The organism is Algoriphagus sp. (genome assembly GCF_024305035.1).
Taxonomy (GTDB): domain Bacteria; phylum Bacteroidota; class Bacteroidia; order Cytophagales; family Cyclobacteriaceae; genus Algoriphagus.
Window position 1 is genome coordinate 40529 of the sequence record NZ_JAMWZB010000027.1, and the last position, 16381, is coordinate 56909.

At 42.3% G+C, this 16381-nt stretch carries 15 protein-coding genes; 6 read left to right on the forward strand and 9 right to left on the reverse strand.

Features of this window, described 5'->3' with window-relative positions; translation table 11 throughout:
• Positions 1-13 precede the first annotated feature (13 nt).
• Positions 14-2491, reverse strand: coding sequence for a DUF5686 and carboxypeptidase-like regulatory domain-containing protein (locus tag Q0L00_RS15185; protein ID WP_297337734.1), 2478 nt, complete (start codon positions 2489-2491; stop codon positions 14-16).
• 166 nt (positions 2492-2657) lie between these two features.
• Between Q0L00_RS15185 and lhgO the strand changes: the two genes are divergently transcribed.
• Complete coding sequence (gene lhgO / locus Q0L00_RS15190) at positions 2658-3860, forward strand: L-2-hydroxyglutarate oxidase (protein ID WP_297337735.1); 1203 nt, start codon at positions 2658-2660, stop codon at positions 3858-3860.
• 37 nt (positions 3861-3897) lie between these two features.
• Here the strand turns inward: lhgO and Q0L00_RS15195 are convergent, their stop codons facing one another.
• The 6 genes from Q0L00_RS15195 to Q0L00_RS15220 all read right to left on the reverse strand — a co-directional run bounded on the left by Q0L00_RS15195 (position 3898) and on the right by Q0L00_RS15220 (position 10157).
• On the reverse strand, positions 3898-5415 hold the full coding sequence (locus tag Q0L00_RS15195; RefSeq protein WP_297337736.1) for an FMN-binding glutamate synthase family protein: 1518 nt from the start codon (positions 5413-5415) through the stop codon (positions 3898-3900).
• Between the two features lie 47 nt (positions 5416-5462).
• Positions 5463-6422 (reverse strand): alpha/beta fold hydrolase, encoded by a 960-nt coding sequence (locus Q0L00_RS15200; RefSeq protein ID WP_297337737.1) that lies wholly within the window; start codon positions 6420-6422, stop codon positions 5463-5465.
• 132 nt (positions 6423-6554) lie between these two features.
• The gene (locus Q0L00_RS15205; protein ID WP_297337738.1) at positions 6555-6899 is read right to left on the reverse strand and encodes a hypothetical protein; all 345 of its coding nucleotides are present in this window, start codon (positions 6897-6899) and stop codon (positions 6555-6557) included.
• Positions 6896-8110, reverse strand: coding sequence for an NAD(P)/FAD-dependent oxidoreductase (locus Q0L00_RS15210; protein WP_297337761.1), 1215 nt, complete (start codon positions 8108-8110; stop codon positions 6896-6898). Before Q0L00_RS15210 ends, Q0L00_RS15205 begins: the two co-directional genes overlap by 4 nt.
• 10 nt (positions 8111-8120) lie before the next feature.
• The gene (locus tag Q0L00_RS15215; protein WP_297337739.1) at positions 8121-9659 is read right to left on the reverse strand and encodes a helicase HerA-like domain-containing protein; all 1539 of its coding nucleotides are present in this window, start codon (positions 9657-9659) and stop codon (positions 8121-8123) included.
• Positions 9660-9749: 90 nt separating this feature from the next.
• A complete protein-coding gene (locus Q0L00_RS15220; RefSeq protein WP_297337740.1) occupies positions 9750-10157 on the reverse strand; it encodes a DUF4332 domain-containing protein in 408 nt (135 codons plus the stop codon).
• A gap of 200 nt (positions 10158-10357) precedes the next feature.
• On the opposite strand from Q0L00_RS15220, the gene Q0L00_RS15225 reads away from it, so the two are divergent.
• Positions 10358-11056, forward strand: a complete 699-nt coding sequence (locus Q0L00_RS15225) for a molecular chaperone DnaJ (protein WP_297337741.1) — start codon at positions 10358-10360, stop codon at positions 11054-11056.
• A 72-nt stretch (positions 11057-11128) separates the two neighbouring features.
• On the opposite strand, the gene Q0L00_RS15230 is transcribed toward Q0L00_RS15225, so the two are convergent.
• Both Q0L00_RS15230 and Q0L00_RS15235 read right to left on the reverse strand, forming a co-directional pair.
• Positions 11129-11731 (reverse strand): tetratricopeptide repeat protein, encoded by a 603-nt coding sequence (locus Q0L00_RS15230; RefSeq protein WP_297337742.1) that lies wholly within the window; start codon positions 11729-11731, stop codon positions 11129-11131.
• 10 nt (positions 11732-11741) lie between these two features.
• On the reverse strand, positions 11742-12557 hold the full coding sequence (locus tag Q0L00_RS15235; RefSeq protein WP_297337743.1) for a 2,3,4,5-tetrahydropyridine-2,6-dicarboxylate N-succinyltransferase: 816 nt from the start codon (positions 12555-12557) through the stop codon (positions 11742-11744).
• A 20-nt stretch (positions 12558-12577) separates the two neighbouring features.
• Between Q0L00_RS15235 and Q0L00_RS15240 the strand changes: the two genes are divergently transcribed.
• The 4 genes from Q0L00_RS15240 to Q0L00_RS15255 all read left to right on the forward strand — a co-directional run bounded on the left by Q0L00_RS15240 (position 12578) and on the right by Q0L00_RS15255 (position 16381).
• Positions 12578-13702, forward strand: coding sequence for a hypothetical protein (locus Q0L00_RS15240; RefSeq protein ID WP_297337744.1), 1125 nt, complete (start codon positions 12578-12580; stop codon positions 13700-13702).
• Between the two features lie 323 nt (positions 13703-14025).
• A complete protein-coding gene (locus Q0L00_RS15245; RefSeq protein ID WP_297337745.1) occupies positions 14026-14688 on the forward strand; it encodes a metal-dependent transcriptional regulator in 663 nt (220 codons plus the stop codon).
• Positions 14685-15596 carry a zinc ABC transporter substrate-binding protein gene (locus Q0L00_RS15250; RefSeq protein ID WP_297337746.1) on the forward strand — a complete coding sequence of 304 codons (912 nt, stop codon included), beginning with the start codon at positions 14685-14687 and terminating at the stop codon, positions 15594-15596. Before Q0L00_RS15245 ends, Q0L00_RS15250 begins: the two co-directional genes overlap by 4 nt.
• Positions 15593-16381, forward strand: a complete 789-nt coding sequence (locus Q0L00_RS15255; RefSeq protein ID WP_297337747.1) for a metal ABC transporter ATP-binding protein — start codon at positions 15593-15595, stop codon at positions 16379-16381. Before Q0L00_RS15250 ends, Q0L00_RS15255 begins: the two co-directional genes overlap by 4 nt.

Consider the following 16381-nt stretch of genomic DNA (forward strand, 5'->3'; position numbering starts at 1 on the left):
AAACAAAATTTTTTTACAAAATAATCTGCGCACTGACCTTTACCACAAAGGGATTGGCTTCGGGCACATCCAAGTAGGTCATCCGATGAATAAAATCCACCCGGAAAAACTTAAAAATATTTTCGATCCCATAACCCAACTCCACATAGGGTTTGTTGGGGTCTAATCTTCCGAAAGTTTCAATCGGGTTTCCGGCTGGGTCGATACCGGGGACATTTTCGATATTCTGATCGGAGACCGAACCAAACAGCACATTGGCATTGGCCACTGCACGCCATTTCAGTTTTTTGATCAGAGGAATCCGGTTGAGCAGAAATCCTTCAAAGAAATGCCGGTAGCGTAAACTGACAAATTGATCCGAAGCGAATTCATTAAAGTTCATCGTATTAAATGCTGCCGTGGTGTAAAACAATGTTTCATTTCCCAAATGGTTTTTCAAAATCGGATAAGGGACTTCTCCAAATACCTTTCCGGCATCCACTTCATACCGTGAAATCCCAAAAAGTCCCATATTCAGCTTTTGATACAGGTAAAAATTCAACTTGTGATAGTTCAAGTCTCCACCGAGCCATTGCAGCCCTTTGGCATAATTCACCTCAAAAATCGGCCATCGAGACGGACCAAAGGAAGCCCGTTCATTGTCATTGATAATGATGATTTCATCCCGACCATAGCGTAGGCCCGTTCTCACTTCCGTCGCCTCAAAGCGTGATTTCAAATCTCCGCTGCCCTTTTCCCGATAGTAAAAATCAAATAGCGGATCAAATTGGCCGACATTGACTCCGGCAGAAAACAAAAAGCCTTTGAAAAACTCCCGCTGAAAAGTCAGTCGCTGATTGGAACTTAGAAATGGTCTTCGGAGCGTGCCAAAACGGCTTGCGGCCAGAAAGATTGAGTTTCCCTCCAAGGATTCCATTTCCAAACCGACTTGATCAATTTCCCGGCTCGATTTGAGTTCCAACGTTGTCCAGCGTTTTCGATCCAAAATATGTTTAGCCGAAACACTGTACTTAAATCGCTCATCAATAAATCCATAAGCCAAATAGCCCTGAAAAGCCCATTTCGTACTGAATTTATAATTGGTACGTAAGCCCAATCCCCCTCGGAGGCCTTCCACATTATTGAAATTGCCAAACTCCGTCCACGGTCCGATATCAATTTTCCCTACGGGTAAAAAACCGGTCGCCAAAAATTTTAGCCCTTCCGAGTAAAGTCTTACAATCGGAATTTGCTTCAAGGTATCAACCATCTGCAGCACTGAGAGCTCCTCAGAGGTCAGCGGATCAGCGCGATTTTGGGACCAAAACTCTTCACTGGATTCGGAAAAATCAGAGTTAAGCTCAACCGAATTATTGAAAAACGAAGTGGGTTTGGGCTCACTCACCACGATACTGTCAGTGGCTGTGTAAAACTTGGCAAGCAGTCCAGCTGTTTTGGGTGTGATTTGGCCGATTTTGACTTGAACCCGGGTTTTGGCAGGAATAAGCGGTCCGGCACTGGTCGGAATCAATTCCTGTTGAATTTTAATCCGCTCGATGAAGTTTAGATTGGCACTTTTGGGAATCGTTAAATCCACTTGCTTGAGCGCATAGGTGTCTTTATTGATCCAAATAAACCCCTCAAAAGCCAAATCCTGTTCTCGTCTTGGAATTACTTTGAGCAAATAACAGGAATCATTTCCCACCAAAACCGAATCCATCAAATCGTAATCATAAAAAGTCTTCCACCCATCGGCGATAGGAGACACAAATTCCTTTTCGACGATGTTCAGCCAATTTTTGTAGAAATTATATTCTTGAAATGCCGAACCCGTAATCTGCGATGTCGTGGATCCATCCGTGATGCCCACACCGGTCACTTTTGACTTTTCGACGATTTCCTTTTTTAAAACAGGATCGTTTCGATAATAAAATTTACTCAGGGTTTCCGAAAAAAATACCGGAAGTATCTTCTCCCCTTCATCGTTGGTCAGTTGCCGAATACTATCCAAAACAGAAGTTACCTTTTTGACCGTCCGGCGATTGGTAAAGCTTTCCGAAAGGTGGTCAATATCAATTTCGATTTTGGTATAGTTACTTGTTTCATAGGCCGCTAATTGCCGCTTATCAAATTGATTTTTCCGCTCAACAGCCTCTCGGATGATGGCAAAAGCAGGATTCTCCCCCGCTTCAAACACAAAGGTCTCCAACTCCAGATCCGAGGGGCGCAACTGAAAATTAATCACTTGCTCCTGGGTTTGAGCAAGCACTTTGGTTTGGGTGAAGTAACCTAAATAACTCACCTGAATACTGTCGTTCAAAACGGCCGATTTGATTTCAAAAAAACCTTCAAAATCGGTGTTCTGGCCGGTCGAGGTTCCTTTCAGTAGGACTGCAGCAAAGGGAATGGGATCTCCGGTCTCCGCATCGGTGACTTTACCTTTAATGAGAAACTGCCCAAAACTGCTGAAAGACTGAACGAAAAAGAATAGGATTAAAAGATAGCGACTCATCCCTGAAATTTTGAAGAAAACTAACGTGCTGCAAAATAAATTCATTCCCGTTCCTTTTTCATCAGTTCCCTGTTTTTATTTCTTAATTCTTCCCTCATTCAAGCTCAGTTTAGCTAAGGGAAATCGCTCCACTCTTGCTATATTTGAACTTTGTTTTTGAGAAAATATGACATACGATATAGCGATCATAGGAGGAGGAATCGTCGGCTTGGCGACAGGCTTGAAAATCTTGAACCAAAAACCGGACTTGAAAATCGTCATTTTGGAAAAGGAAAATCAACTCGCCAAGCATCAAACGGGAAATAACTCTGGAGTGATTCATTCAGGACTTTATTACAAACCGGGCTCACTCAAAGCTAGCAATTGCATCAAGGGCTATCAGGAGTTGATTCAGTTTTGCGAAGGCGAAAAGATCCCTTTTGAGATCACCGGAAAAGTCGTCGTCGCCACTCGGCAGGAGCAAAAACCGCTTCTGGATACCCTGCTCAAAAGAGGCTTGGAAAATGGGCTTGAAGGCACTCGGAAAATCAGTTTGGAGGAACTCAACGAATACGAACCGCATTGCGCCGGAGTGGCTGCTATCCATGTGCCGCAGACTGGAATCGTGGATTACCATCAAGTTGCCTTAGCTTATGGGCGTAAAATTCTACAAGCTGGAGGAGCTATTTTATTAAATCATAAAGTCCTAAGCATAAGCCATAAAAAAGGCATTAATCAAATTGAAACTTCAAATAAAAGCATGGAAGCAAAGTTGGTCATTAATTGCGCGGGACTGTATTCAGATAAAGTGGCCAAAATGAATGATGAATCCTCTACTGGGGTTAAAATCATTCCCTTCCGAGGAGAATATTTCAAACTCAAAAAAGAAAAAGAGTACCTAGTCAAAAACCTGATTTATCCCGTACCTGATCCGAATTTTCCTTTTTTGGGGGTGCACTTTACCCGCATGATGAAAGGCGGTGTGGAAGCCGGTCCCAATGCAGTGCTGGCTTTTCGACGCGAAGGCTATAAAAAATCTCAAATTAACCTTGGAGAATTGGCAGAAACCTTGACTTGGCCGGGTTTTCAAAAAGTAGCGGCCAAGTATTGGAAAACAGGATTTGGGGAACTGTACCGATCCTTTTCAAAAGCTGCTTTTACCAAAGCTTTGCAGGAATTAATTCCTGAAATCCAAGAATCTGATTTAGTCGAAGGCGGAGCTGGCGTCCGTGCCCAAGCCTGTGATCGAACCGGAGGGCTGCTGGATGATTTTGCCATCAAAGAATCTGAGTTTGCCATCAACGTGCTCAATGCCCCTTCTCCTGCGGCGACAAGCTCGCTTTCGATCGGAGGAACTGTTGCAAAAATGGCTTTAACTCGATTTAAATAACTACTTTATTTACAGCTATTTTATAAGTAAAAAAAAACTAAACCTGTGTATTGACCGTATCCGGGAAATAGCGATTAGCCAATTTGATCATTTCATCGCCTTTGACCAAATCATGCACACTTAAGGTATCGGTATGCTCATGCCCCGCAGCACCAATTAATTCCCGAACTGCTTCAATCGTATTTTGATGAAAGTTAAAAACTCGTTCGGCTTTATCGGTCACCACAAGCCCTTTGGCTAGACTTCGATTTTGGGTAGCAACTCCTGTGGGACAATCGTTGCTATTGCAGCGCAATGCCTGAATACAGCCTAAACTAAACATAAATCCCCTAGCCGAATTGCAAATATCCGCACCCAGCGCTATGTTTTTTACAATTGAAAAAGCACTGATTACTTTCCCTGAGGCAATCAACTTGATTTCATCCTTCAGGTTGAATTTTTCCAAAGCCGCTTTGACAAAAATCAAAGCCGGTTCCAGCGGTAATCCCACACTGTCTGAAAATTCCAAGGGAGCCGCTCCAGTTCCTCCTTCTGCTCCATCGATCGTAATGAAATCCGGCCAGTTCTCCTGACTGACCATTTCTTTGCAGAGTTCGATAAATTCCTCCGTTCTACCAATGCAGAGCTTGATTCCTACGGGTTTGCCACCAGCGAGTTCTCTAAGCTTTTCGATAAACTGAATCATTTCTTGAGGATTGGAAAAGGCGGTATGGGCAGGAGGTGATAAAACCGTGGTTTCTGGCTTTAAACTTCTTATTTTTGCGATTTCAGGTGTGTTTTTTACACCGGGCAGCACGCCTCCATGACCAGGTTTGGCTCCTTGGGAAAGCTTTAATTCGATCATTTTTACCTGGGGCAAACTTGCTTTTTCCTTAAAATCGGTTGGAGAAAACTGTCCCGATTCATCTCTACAGCCAAAATAACCTGTTCCGATTTGCCAACAGATATCTCCTCCATCTAAATGATAAGAGGCTATTCCTCCCTCTCCGGTATTATGCAAAAAATTGCCCTTTTTCGCGCCTCGATTCAAGGCACTGATGGCATTACTACTCAGCGAACCAAAACTCATAGCAGAGATATTCAAAATGGATGAGGAATACGGCTGAGTGCAGAATTTTGACCCTATGGTAATCCGGATATCTTCTTCTTTTGGATGAACGGCATAAATGGAGTGTCGTAATGCCGTGTAATCCTCTCCGCCGATATCTCCCTGCGTGCCAAAAGGATGGGTATCATTGACGTTTTTGGCGCGACGATAAGCCAGTGCACGGAGATTTCTACTAAATGGTCGCCCATCGGTATTGCTTTCGATGAAATACTGCTGAATTTCAGGGCTGATCGATTCGAGCATATAACGGAAATTGCCAATTACTGGAAAGTTTCGACGAATCGCATGTTTTTTCTGAAGGGAATCATACACTCCTAAAAAAGTCAACCCAGCTAAAATTGCCAGCACTAAGTATCCAAAACGAAACTCCCGAAATTCATAAAACCACATCAACAAAAAGGTCAACAGAAATAGGGAAATTATGGAAATGAAAAATAGTTTTCTCATGGTTTACTGGACTTTTCACGAATATAAATAATTGAATGAACTTCCTTTTAATCTGTCAAAAATTCCAAGAGTCGATATTCAGCAAATGAAAACTCATTTTTCGGAATCAAAAATCCGGTATGCCCTCCCCGCTTCGGCATTTCTAGGAATAATTCGGGTTTATCCTGGGCAAGTTTCCGCGGATAACATTCAGGCCCCAAAAGTGGATCATTCAAGGCATTTAAAATCAGGGTTGGAATAGCGATGTGATTCATCCAATTATCCGGACTAACGGATTGATAAAAATCAGCCGCATCTTTGAATCCATGCAGCTTAGCTGTAAAATGGGTATCAAATTCATCAAAGGAATTGACTCGAGCCAACAAATCCAAGTCAATCAACTCGGGAAATTGCATGGCCTTTGCCTGGATTTTGGTTTTCAATTTTCCCAGAAAACGGTTTTTATAAAACTGATTGGATTTTAATTTAAGGGTGGCCGCACTGGAGGGAAGGTTACAGGGGGTTGAATAAACTGCGGCTCGCTTGATTTGGGTTGGGAGATCATGTGATTTTTCTCCCAAATATTTGAGGGTTTGAGCTCCTCCCATACTGATCCCGGACAGAAAAATATGCGGATAATTTCTATTGCTGATTACATGCTGCACGACCGTTTCCAAATCATAGCTGGCCCCGTGATGATATAAGATGGGCTTGAGATTGATCTCTCCTCCGCAGCTTCGGTTATTCCAAACTATGACATCAACTCCATGTTGATTAAATAATTTGACCAAGCCCATGGCATAGTGTCGATAGGAGTCTCCTTCAAGTCCATGCGAAACAATCAGCAGCCGATCCGAACCCACTTTTGACCAATCCAAATTCAGGAAATCACCATCCGGGGTATTGATTTTTTCCCGTTGATAGCTAACTCCTTTGACTGTTCGCAAAAGACTGGGCACGACTGTTTCCACATGTCCGTTGAGTAAATAGAATGGAGGATTCCTGTATTGAGATGAAATAATAGGCATGGCACAAAAAACTTAACACGCTATTCATCTTGGGATAAATAGCGCAACCTAATCAACTGTTACATTTGTGAAGAATTTTCTTCATAGGGTATACAACTAGAAAAGCGGAGTCGCAGGTGCAGACTCCTTTTTTTATATCAATTTGGCTACCAATTCTATGGCCTGAGAAACTTGAAGATTTAATTTAGCCCAATGGCTTTCAAACTCTTCGCCGAATCCCCGAGATTCTAGGATTTCCTTTCCCTCTTGTAAAATCTCAGTCAAATCATCAAATTCAAACATCCCTAAGGTGGGCTTCACTTTATGTCTGATTTGTTGGATGGTAACTTCATCACGAAACCTTACCCCCTGTTCATACACTTCTTTTAGCTCTATTAGCCCATGGTGTATTGCCTGGGTAAGTTCATCTTTGAATTCTTCATCCCCCTCTGCCATATCTACGATGAGTTGTTGTAGATTAGGATAACTTGTGCTCATATAGAATGCCTTATTGAAGATATGCCCGCTAAATAACCGGTGGACCAAGCGGCTTGAAAATTAAATCCACCTGTGATTCCATCAATGTTCAACACTTCTCCTGAAAAATAAATATTCGGGTGATACCTACTTTCCATAGTTTCGGGATGAATGCCTGAAAGGTCCACGCCACCTGCAGTTACGAACTCTTCCTTGAAGGTGGTTTTTCCTTTGATGGTCAAAATATAGCAAAAAAGATTCTGCACCAATTTATTAAGTTGTTTTTTGGAAAAATTCCCAAAAGAATCGGAATCCTTGATTTCTGCCCGCTCTAAAAAATGTTCCCAAAGTCGCGCTGGAATATCAAACAAGGGATAATTTTTAACGAGTCGATTGGGGTGGGCTTTTTGGTAATTTCGTAGCTGATCTTCATAGTCCATTTCCTTATAATTCCCATTCCAGTTAATCACCGCTCTTGCTTCATACTTCTGTTCATGCAGCCAATCAGCTCCAAATGCTGATAGTTTCAAGACCGCAGGGCCACTGATTCCCCAATGGGTGATCAACAGGGGGCCCGAATAGGAAAGTTTGCTCGCCTCAAACCTTACGTGAGCATGAGGCACCGAAAGGCCCATCAATTTTCGAATTGGCTCTGATGGAGTATTGAAGGTAAATAAGGATGGAATTGGGGAGGCAATTTGATGGCTTAAGCCATTAAGAAAATGATATCCCGAGCTCTTTGGACTTCCACCAGTTGCCAAAATTACGGCATCTACTCGAATCGTTTGCTGATCAAATTGTAAGTTAATTCCTGTGGATTGAAGTTGAATGGAATTCAAATTCATGCCCGTTTGAATCAAAACGCCTTGGTTGTTGGCCTCTTTTAGTAAAGCATCCACAATTGAGGAGGAATTATCCGAAACAGGAAAAACGCGACCGTCTTCTTCGATTTTGAGTTTAACCCCACGAGATTCAAACCAGTTTACGGTATCCTCTTGGTCAAAATGCCGGAATACACGCTTCAGAAATTTTTCTCCCCGAGGATAGTTTTTGACCAATTTAGAAATTTCCATCGGCCGATGAGTAACATTACATCGTCCTCCTCCAGAGATCCTGACTTTGGACAGAAGCTTGGAAGTCTTTTCATAGATGGTCACCTGATTTCCAGGTTTCGCTGCATGGACTGCGGCAAAGAAACCAGCCGCACCCCCCCCAATCACTGCTATATGTATCAAAATAATTTTACCTTTTTCGAGAAAATGATCCTAAAATCCCCCGGGTCAACTCGCGAAAGATTGTCCTTCCGATTTGTCTGACCAGTGTATTTTTACTGAGCTCTTCGATTAGCGATTGATCCTGAGGGGTACGAGCCGTGGTTTTTGTCCGACTTTTTTGGCCTGTAAGTTCAGCTTCTTCTTGTTGCTTTTCGATTTCATCCATTTTTTGATTGAGAATTTCAAACGCACTTTGTCGATCAATTTCTTGATTGTATTTGGGAACCAGGGTCGACTCACTGACTACCTGATCAATTTCAGAAGAATTCAAAATATCCATCCTCGTGATCGGAGCCCGGATAAGCGTATGGGCCAAGGGAGTAGGAATTCCTTTCTCATTCAAGGCCGTGACCAAAGCCTCTCCGATACCCATTGAAGTCAATACTTCAGAAGTATTATAATAAGTCGATATCGGATAGTTTTCGGCAGTTTTGCTGATTGCCTTTCGGTCCTTGGCAGTAAATGCCCGAAGCGAATGCTGGACTTTTAATCCCAATTGACCTAAGACAGATTCAGGAATATCGGTAGGCGTTTGCGTACAAAAATAAACCCCTACTCCTTTGGATCGAATCAACTTGATGATGGTTTCGATTTTTTCCAACAGATCCTTGGAAGCGCTTCCGAAAACCAAATGGGCTTCATCAATAAACAAACAAAGTTTGGGTTGGTCTGAATCTCCCTGTTCGGGAAATGTCTCATAAATCTCCGATAAAATACTCAACATAAAGGTTGAGAATAGTTTTGGTTTACTTTGAATATCGGTCAAGCGAATGATGGAAATAATTCCTTTCCCGTCTTTTCTTCGTACAAAATCAGTTACATCGAAAGACTGCTCGCCAAAAAACCGCTCGGCTCCCTGCTGCTCGAGCTCGATGATTTTACGCATGATGGTATTGACTGAAGCAGCTGAGACTTGACCAAACTCCCGTTGTATGGCTTCTTTGCCTTCATTGGTGATGAATTGCAAGACACGCTTCAGGTCCTTCAAATCCAACAGTGGCAAATGATGGGTATCGCAATACCGGAAAACCAAGGCAATCACGCCCTGCTGGGTAGCATTCAAATCCAAAATCTGAGCAATCAATACCGGTCCAAATTCCGAAACAGTGGCTTTAAGCTTTACACCCTTTTCTTTGGATATTGACATCAACTCTACGGGTAATCCCATGGGGTCGTAGTTCACCCCGATTTGTTGGGACCGCTTCAGAATAAAATCATTGGCCTGGCCCGGTTGTGCCAAGCCAGATAAATCTCCTTTGAGGTCCATCAGCACCGAGGAAATCCCTTTGAGGGAAAGTTGCTCAGCAATCACCTGAAGCGTTTTTGTCTTTCCGGTCCCTGTCGCGCCGGCAATCAATCCATGTCGATTGAGCGTTTTCAGTGGAACTTTGATGCTAGCCCCGGTAATAGGTTCTCCATCCAAAATTCCGGTACCTAAAACGATAAAATCTTTCTTATACGATTGACCTTCTGCCAGGTCTTGGATAAATTTTTCTTTTTGACTCATGCTTTAAAAAGATTGGGGTTTGAATCTACAAAAAAACCTTAAAGCCATTGGCATTAAGGTTTTCGTAAAGTTGAAGTATTTTGAAATTGATCAATACGTGACCATGGGTTCAAGTTCTTTGGCTTGTGCTATAAAATCCTGAATTTTGGATAAGGCAGGAACGGCTTTGGTCAGTCCTTTTTCCTCCTGTGTTTTCACCAATGCGGCATGAAGGTTTTCCGCATTTCTGGTTCTAAGTTCCTTTACCGTATCCACTCCAGCGGCTTTCAGGAGCTCAGCGAATTGACTGGCCACTCCGTTGATTCGGAATAGATCAGCCATATTGACCCAATCGAGAATTTTGCCTTCATCAATTCCAGAGGATTCAGCAATGGATTTTCTTCCTGCTTTTGAGGCGCCTTTTTCTAAAAGCCCTTCGACGGTCTTAATTCCTGCTTGCTCTAGTTTTCCTTGAAAAATTTCTCCAATTCCTTCGATGGCTGTAATTGATTTTCCCATGATTTTTTTGGTTTATGGTAAGTAAAGTGGAAGCCTCATTAGCTTGAATGAGATTTCTTTTGATGGCCTAAAATAAAGACATTTTTCGGCTTCTAAAATCCAATTTTAAAAATACCTTCAAAATCTTCATTGATAAACTTTAACTTTACAAATACATATCATCTGCTTTTCTTGCAGCCATCACAATTTCTTCTTACCCCGTGAACAAAAAAAATCTTTATTTTCTTTCCTTACTCATTCTCCTTGCTCAAGCACCGCTTTTGGCACAATCTGTACCCAACTTGGGACAAACCGATCGATGGATGAAAGGGGCCCTAGCGGCTATGGAGCGGAATGATTTTGAAACAGCCAATTCCATATTCAGAAATCTAATTGATTCAGGCTTGCCCCTTCCCGAGGAAATGCCCTATTATTTTGCCGAAACACTTTTTGAATTAAAGCAATTCGACAATAGCCAAAATTTTTTAAACAAATACCTGGAAATCAATGGATTTAGAGGAGAGAACTATGAGGGGGCACAAGCACTCAAAAAGAAACTGGAAAAACCCTTAAGGGAGATCAACCAGTGTCAACTGTGCAATGCCCAAGGCTACCGTCTTCAAACCTGTGAAACGTGTAACGGAGCTCAACAAATTGAGCAATCCTGTAGCTATTGCAAAGGGATCGGAATTGTAGGCTGCAGTCGATGTGCTGCCAGTGGGATGATCACCAAACGGAATATTTTCAACATTGTAGAATTCTATGAATGTGATCGATGCAATGGAAAAGGGAGATTGACCTGTCCAACGTGTCAAGGAAGTAAATTGGAAAAAAGTGATTGTCGAGTTTGTGGTGGTGCCGGAAAAACGGTAACTGAGTCGGTCTGTAATCACCAGGAACTTGAGCATGATCACCAGTAATTAAAAAAGGCTGTCTCCAACTTTATTTCAAGTTTTGAGACAGCCTCTTTGTTACTGAACAATTGTTACTCGTTACTGGCAATATTTTTTGTAGGCCTCAGAAGATCCGGGGTATTCCAAGCCACTAGCCAGCTGTAAATCCTCACAGCCACTTCCGATATTACCCATTCCCACTTTTAACAATCCACGGTTATAATAGGCTTGGCCGAAATTCTTATCGCGTCTGATGGCACTTCCATAGGCTTTAAGCGCTTCCTCTGTATTTCCCAGAGAATGATAGGCCCTCCCTTTCAGAAACGAAGCCATTGCGGGAGCTCCGGAGATTTCTTCGGCACGATTGGCATAAAGAAGCGCATTGGTATAATTCTCATTGGTATGATGAATATTGGATAAACTCAATAATAGTTGAAAATTATTGGGTTCTAGTTCCAAGGCCTTTTCAAAATCATCTTTTGCCAATTCAAAATTTCCACTTTCCTCATAAGCCCTTCCTCTGCTATACAGTGTGGATACATCATTGGGCTCGAACTTAAGCTTCTCGGTGTATTTCTCTATGGCTTGCTCATAATTTCCCTGCTCATAGTAAATATCACCTTGATTTTGATCAGATTTTGAACAAGAAAGCAGAACAGCAAAGATCGATGCCATGATCCCCGCTTGGATAATAAATTTCATATGAGTTGGTTTAGACTGCTACATTATTTTCTCTCAACGCATCGTTGAGGGAAGTCTTTAGATCTGTAGAAGCTTTACGTTGACCGATAATTAGTGCACAGGGTACTTGAAAGGTTCCTGCAGGAAATTCTTTGGCCAATGACCCGGGAATAACCACGGATCTAGGAGGCACATAGCCTTTGTATTCGACAGGTTCTGATCCGGTTACATCAATGATTTTCGAACTTGCTGTAAGGGTAACTCCTGCACCAATTACTGCTTCCTTACCGATGTGTACACCTTCTACAATGATGGCTCGAGACCCGACAAAAGCCCCATCTTCGACAATCACCGGAGCAGCTTGTACCGGCTCCAAAACTCCCCCTATCCCTACTCCCCCGCTGAGGTGTACATTTTTGCCGATTTGGGCGCAGGAACCGACTGTGGCCCACGTATCAACCATCGTGCCACTGTCCACGTAAGCGCCGATGTTAACGTAACTCGGCATCATCACCACGCCACTAGCCAAATGTGCTCCATAGCGAGCTACCGCATGCGGTACTACTCGTACACCTTGTTTGGCATAATTTGATTTCAAGGCCATTTTATCGTGAAACTCGAACGGACCAACTTCAATGGTTTGCATTTTTTGGATTGGAAAATATAAGATCACGGCTTTTTTGACCCAATCATTCACTATCCAGGATCCATCTTCTGCGGGCTCAGCCACACGAAGATTCCCTGCATCCAAATCCGCAATTACCGTTTTAATCGCAATCTCGGTGTCTTTTTCTTTTAATAATTCCCGGTTATCCCAGGCTTTTTCGATGATGGTTTTTAGTTCCATTATTTTGGTTAGTTTCGTTTATGCAAGTTAAAGGTGTTCAAAAACCCGCTATTTTAATCGCCTCAGGATTAAAACCCGTCAAAGATAGCCGGGCATTTGATAAGCTTGGGCTTTCGCTGCGTGAAACAAATAAATACCGCCTAAACTTCATAGGCTTTTCCGCAAAATCAACGTTTAAACAAGATGGAATTCGATTTTTTAGTTCATTATCCCATACAAAATCTCTAGGACAGCGGGCATTGATGCCCTTCCGATTCTTAGTAATTCTCTTGAAAATCAGACCAAAGATCCTGATTTGCTGCACTTGGGAATTTTTACCGATTGCAAAGTTCTTCAAGCCACTGCTTGGCTATCGCTTGATTTATGATGTTCAGGAGAACTATTGCCAAAATCTCAACTTAAATCCAAAATTGAGTCGGTGGAAAAGGCGATTGGGTAAAAAACTAATTAGCTGGGCAGAAAAGGGGGAATCCATCGATTATTTTTTCTTGGCCGAGTCCTGTTACGCCACCGAGATGCGGGATAAATCTCCCCATTTGATCCTTGAAAACAAATATGCAGGCGCACAAGCCAAGTCGATAACTGAGCACAGATTTGAAGGGAAAAATGAATTTCATTTCGTGTTAGGGGGGACCATTTCACCAGCTTTTGGAAGTGTAGATGCAATCCATTGGTTTGAGGAAATTTTAAAATTTTATCCCAAGAGCACCTTGACTTTAATCGGTCATGTGCCCCTATCGGCTCATCAATTGGAAATCGAAAAAATGGCAAGTTCCAATCCCAGACTGAATCTGATTTTTTCCTCCGACCCCATTGATCACCTTAGAATTCTTGAAGCTTACCAAGAGGCTGATTTCATTTTAATGCCCTATCAAAATCGTCCAGAAATTAATTCAAAAATGCCTACCAAACTTTTTGAGGCAGCCGCTCTGGGCATCCCTCTTTTATATTCTCCCAATCCCAAATGGGAAGAGTACATCCGAACGTATCGGGGAGGTTATCCCATGGATTTCTCCAAACCAGAAGTTGCAATTTCCACTTTTCAATTTGCGATCAGGAATCGGTATTTCAGCCAAGACCTTCCTGTTGAAACCTTTTGGGCATGTCAAGAACCTAAATTCTTGGCACTTATAGATTCCCTTTAATTCCAGTTGATTTTACATCGTGGATAAGTCAAAATCTTATCCACTCCTACCCCAGATTTTACACGATTTTCTCAATCAGGAAACTCCCTGTATCCTTCGTTTCAGAAGTTTGATTTTATTAAAATCAATTTTATGATCAATTTATTACATTGTTTTTCAATTAATTATGACTTTTTATTTATGAAGCTAAATTTATTTTTAGTCATGCCTAATACAGAAACCACAATCCATTTTGACTTATCAACAGCTCTTTTAGATTATTTCAAACTTTTATTTAGATATGACTTAATTTATTTTTATATTTGACTGACAATTGAAAAACTATGAACCTGACAACAGCTGAAGAGAATTATCTTAAAGCGATCTACCATCTCTCCGAGGAAGGAAAAAAATCTGTTTCGACCAATGACATTGCAGCTGAAATGAAAACCAAGCCGGCTTCTGTATCGGACATGCTTCGTAAACTGGGAGAAAAATCAGTGATTGAATACCGCAAATATTACGGGGTTCATATTACCGAGGAAGGAAAGAAGCTCGCCTTGCAAACGATTCGAAAACATCGGCTTTGGGAAGTATTTTTGGTAGAAAAATTAAATTTTGCTTGGGACGAAGTCCATGAGGTAGCCGAGGAACTGGAGCACATCCAGTCTCCCCTTTTGATTCAGCGATTAGATGCCTATTTGAATTTTCCAAAGTTTGATCCCCACGGCGATCCGATCCCTGATGAATACGGAGACGTCCGTTCCCGTCCACGAATCCCACTCAATGAAATGGAAATCGATCAATCCGGTCAAATTGTGGCGGTAAAAGATAGCTCGGCCGCATTCCTCAGGTACTTGGATAAAGTTGGTGCCTACATCGGAGCGCGAATCAAAGTACTAGACAAAGTAGAGTTTGATGGTTCGCTGGAGATTTTGGTTGATCAAAAGAAAACGCTGTTTATGTCCAAGGATGTAGCCTCCAATATTTTGGTTCTTCAATCATGAAACATCTACTTCTCTGGGTTTTATTTTTCGCTCTTTTCTCCTGTAAAATAGAAGATGAGAGCGCAGGCACCAAACCACTCATCGTGGCGACCACCAGTATATTGGCCGATGGCGTTTACAATCTTGTCGGGGAAAATGCCGAGGTCGTTTCGCTGATGCCTGCAGGAGTCGACCCCCATTTGTACAAGGCCTCCGTCCGAGATTTGGACTTACTTCAAAAGGCGGACTTGGTTGTTTATCACGGACTATTTTTAGAGGGAAAGATGACCGAAATTTTCGAGAAGCTGGAGTTTAACCAATCCATCATCAATATCTCAACGGAGATCCCCGATAGTTTGCTTATTCGATCAGGCCCGGAAGCGCACAGCGTGGATCCTCATATTTGGTTTGATGTTAAACTCTGGTCTTTGGCCATGAACTACACGAGGAAAGAACTGATCAAATGGAAGCCTGAATGGAAGGTAATGATCGAGGAAAATGCTACCTTATATCAACTAAAACTAAACCAGCTTGACAAAGAAATCCAAGCTAAAGTCCAAGAACTGAAAACAACTGGACAGGCCTTAATTACTGCTCATGACGCTTTTGCTTATTTTGGAAAAGCCTACGATTTTGAAGTAAAGGGACTTCAAGGGCTGTCCACCTTAAGTGAACCAGGAATTAGGGATTTGACAGATTTGGCGGAATTTGTAGCCGAACAAAAAATCAGGGCTGTATTTGCAGAACAAACCATTTCCCCAAAAGCAATTAATGCTTTGGTAGCTGCGGGGAAAAACCAAGGTCATGAAATTAAATTGGCAGGTCCCCTCTATACTGACAGCCTTGATCAACCGGGGACTCCTGCCGGTACCTACATCGGTATGATAGAAACCAACCTTCAAATCATATTTGAAAACCTCAAGCCATGATTAAACAAGTCGATAACCCTATTCTCGAAATTCATGATCTCACGGTCAGCTATGAACAAAGCCCGGTACTTTGGAACGTGGATCTTTCACTACCCGCTGGAAAGCTTATTGGGATTTTGGGACCAAATGGTGCCGGAAAATCTACCTTGATCAAGGCAATTATGGGGCTGGTGGACCACAGTAGCGGTTATGTCAAAATCTTTGATAAAAATCTAAGCGAGGTTCGAAGTAGGATCAGTTACGTCCCCCAGCGTGAATCCGTAGATTGGAATTTTCCAACTTCGGTTTTGGATGTGGTCACCATGGGCACGTATGGTAAATTGGGAATTTTCAGGCGTCCCGGTAAGAACGAAAAATCACTTGCGTTAGCTTCACTTGAAAAAGTGGGAATGAGCGCCTTTGCCAAACGCCAAATCTCCGAATTATCAGGGGGACAGCAGCAGCGGGTTTTCATCGCCCGCGCTTTGGCACAAGAAGCTGATTTGTATTTGATGGACGAGCCTTTTGCAGGAGTGGATATGGCGACCGAAAACGCCATTTTTGAACTTCTACAGGAAATGGCAAAAGCTGGTAAAACAGTGATTGTTGTTCATCATGACATTCATTCGGCCATGAAATATTTTGACTGGATGATTATGCTTAATCTCCATTTGGTAGCCTCTGGACCCAAGGATGACGTGGTAACTGAAGAATTACTTCGAAAAACGTATGGTGGGAAATTAAACCTACTGACCAAAGTCTCCGAAATTATCCGCCGAAAGGATTTTAATCCCCTTAAAAACTAA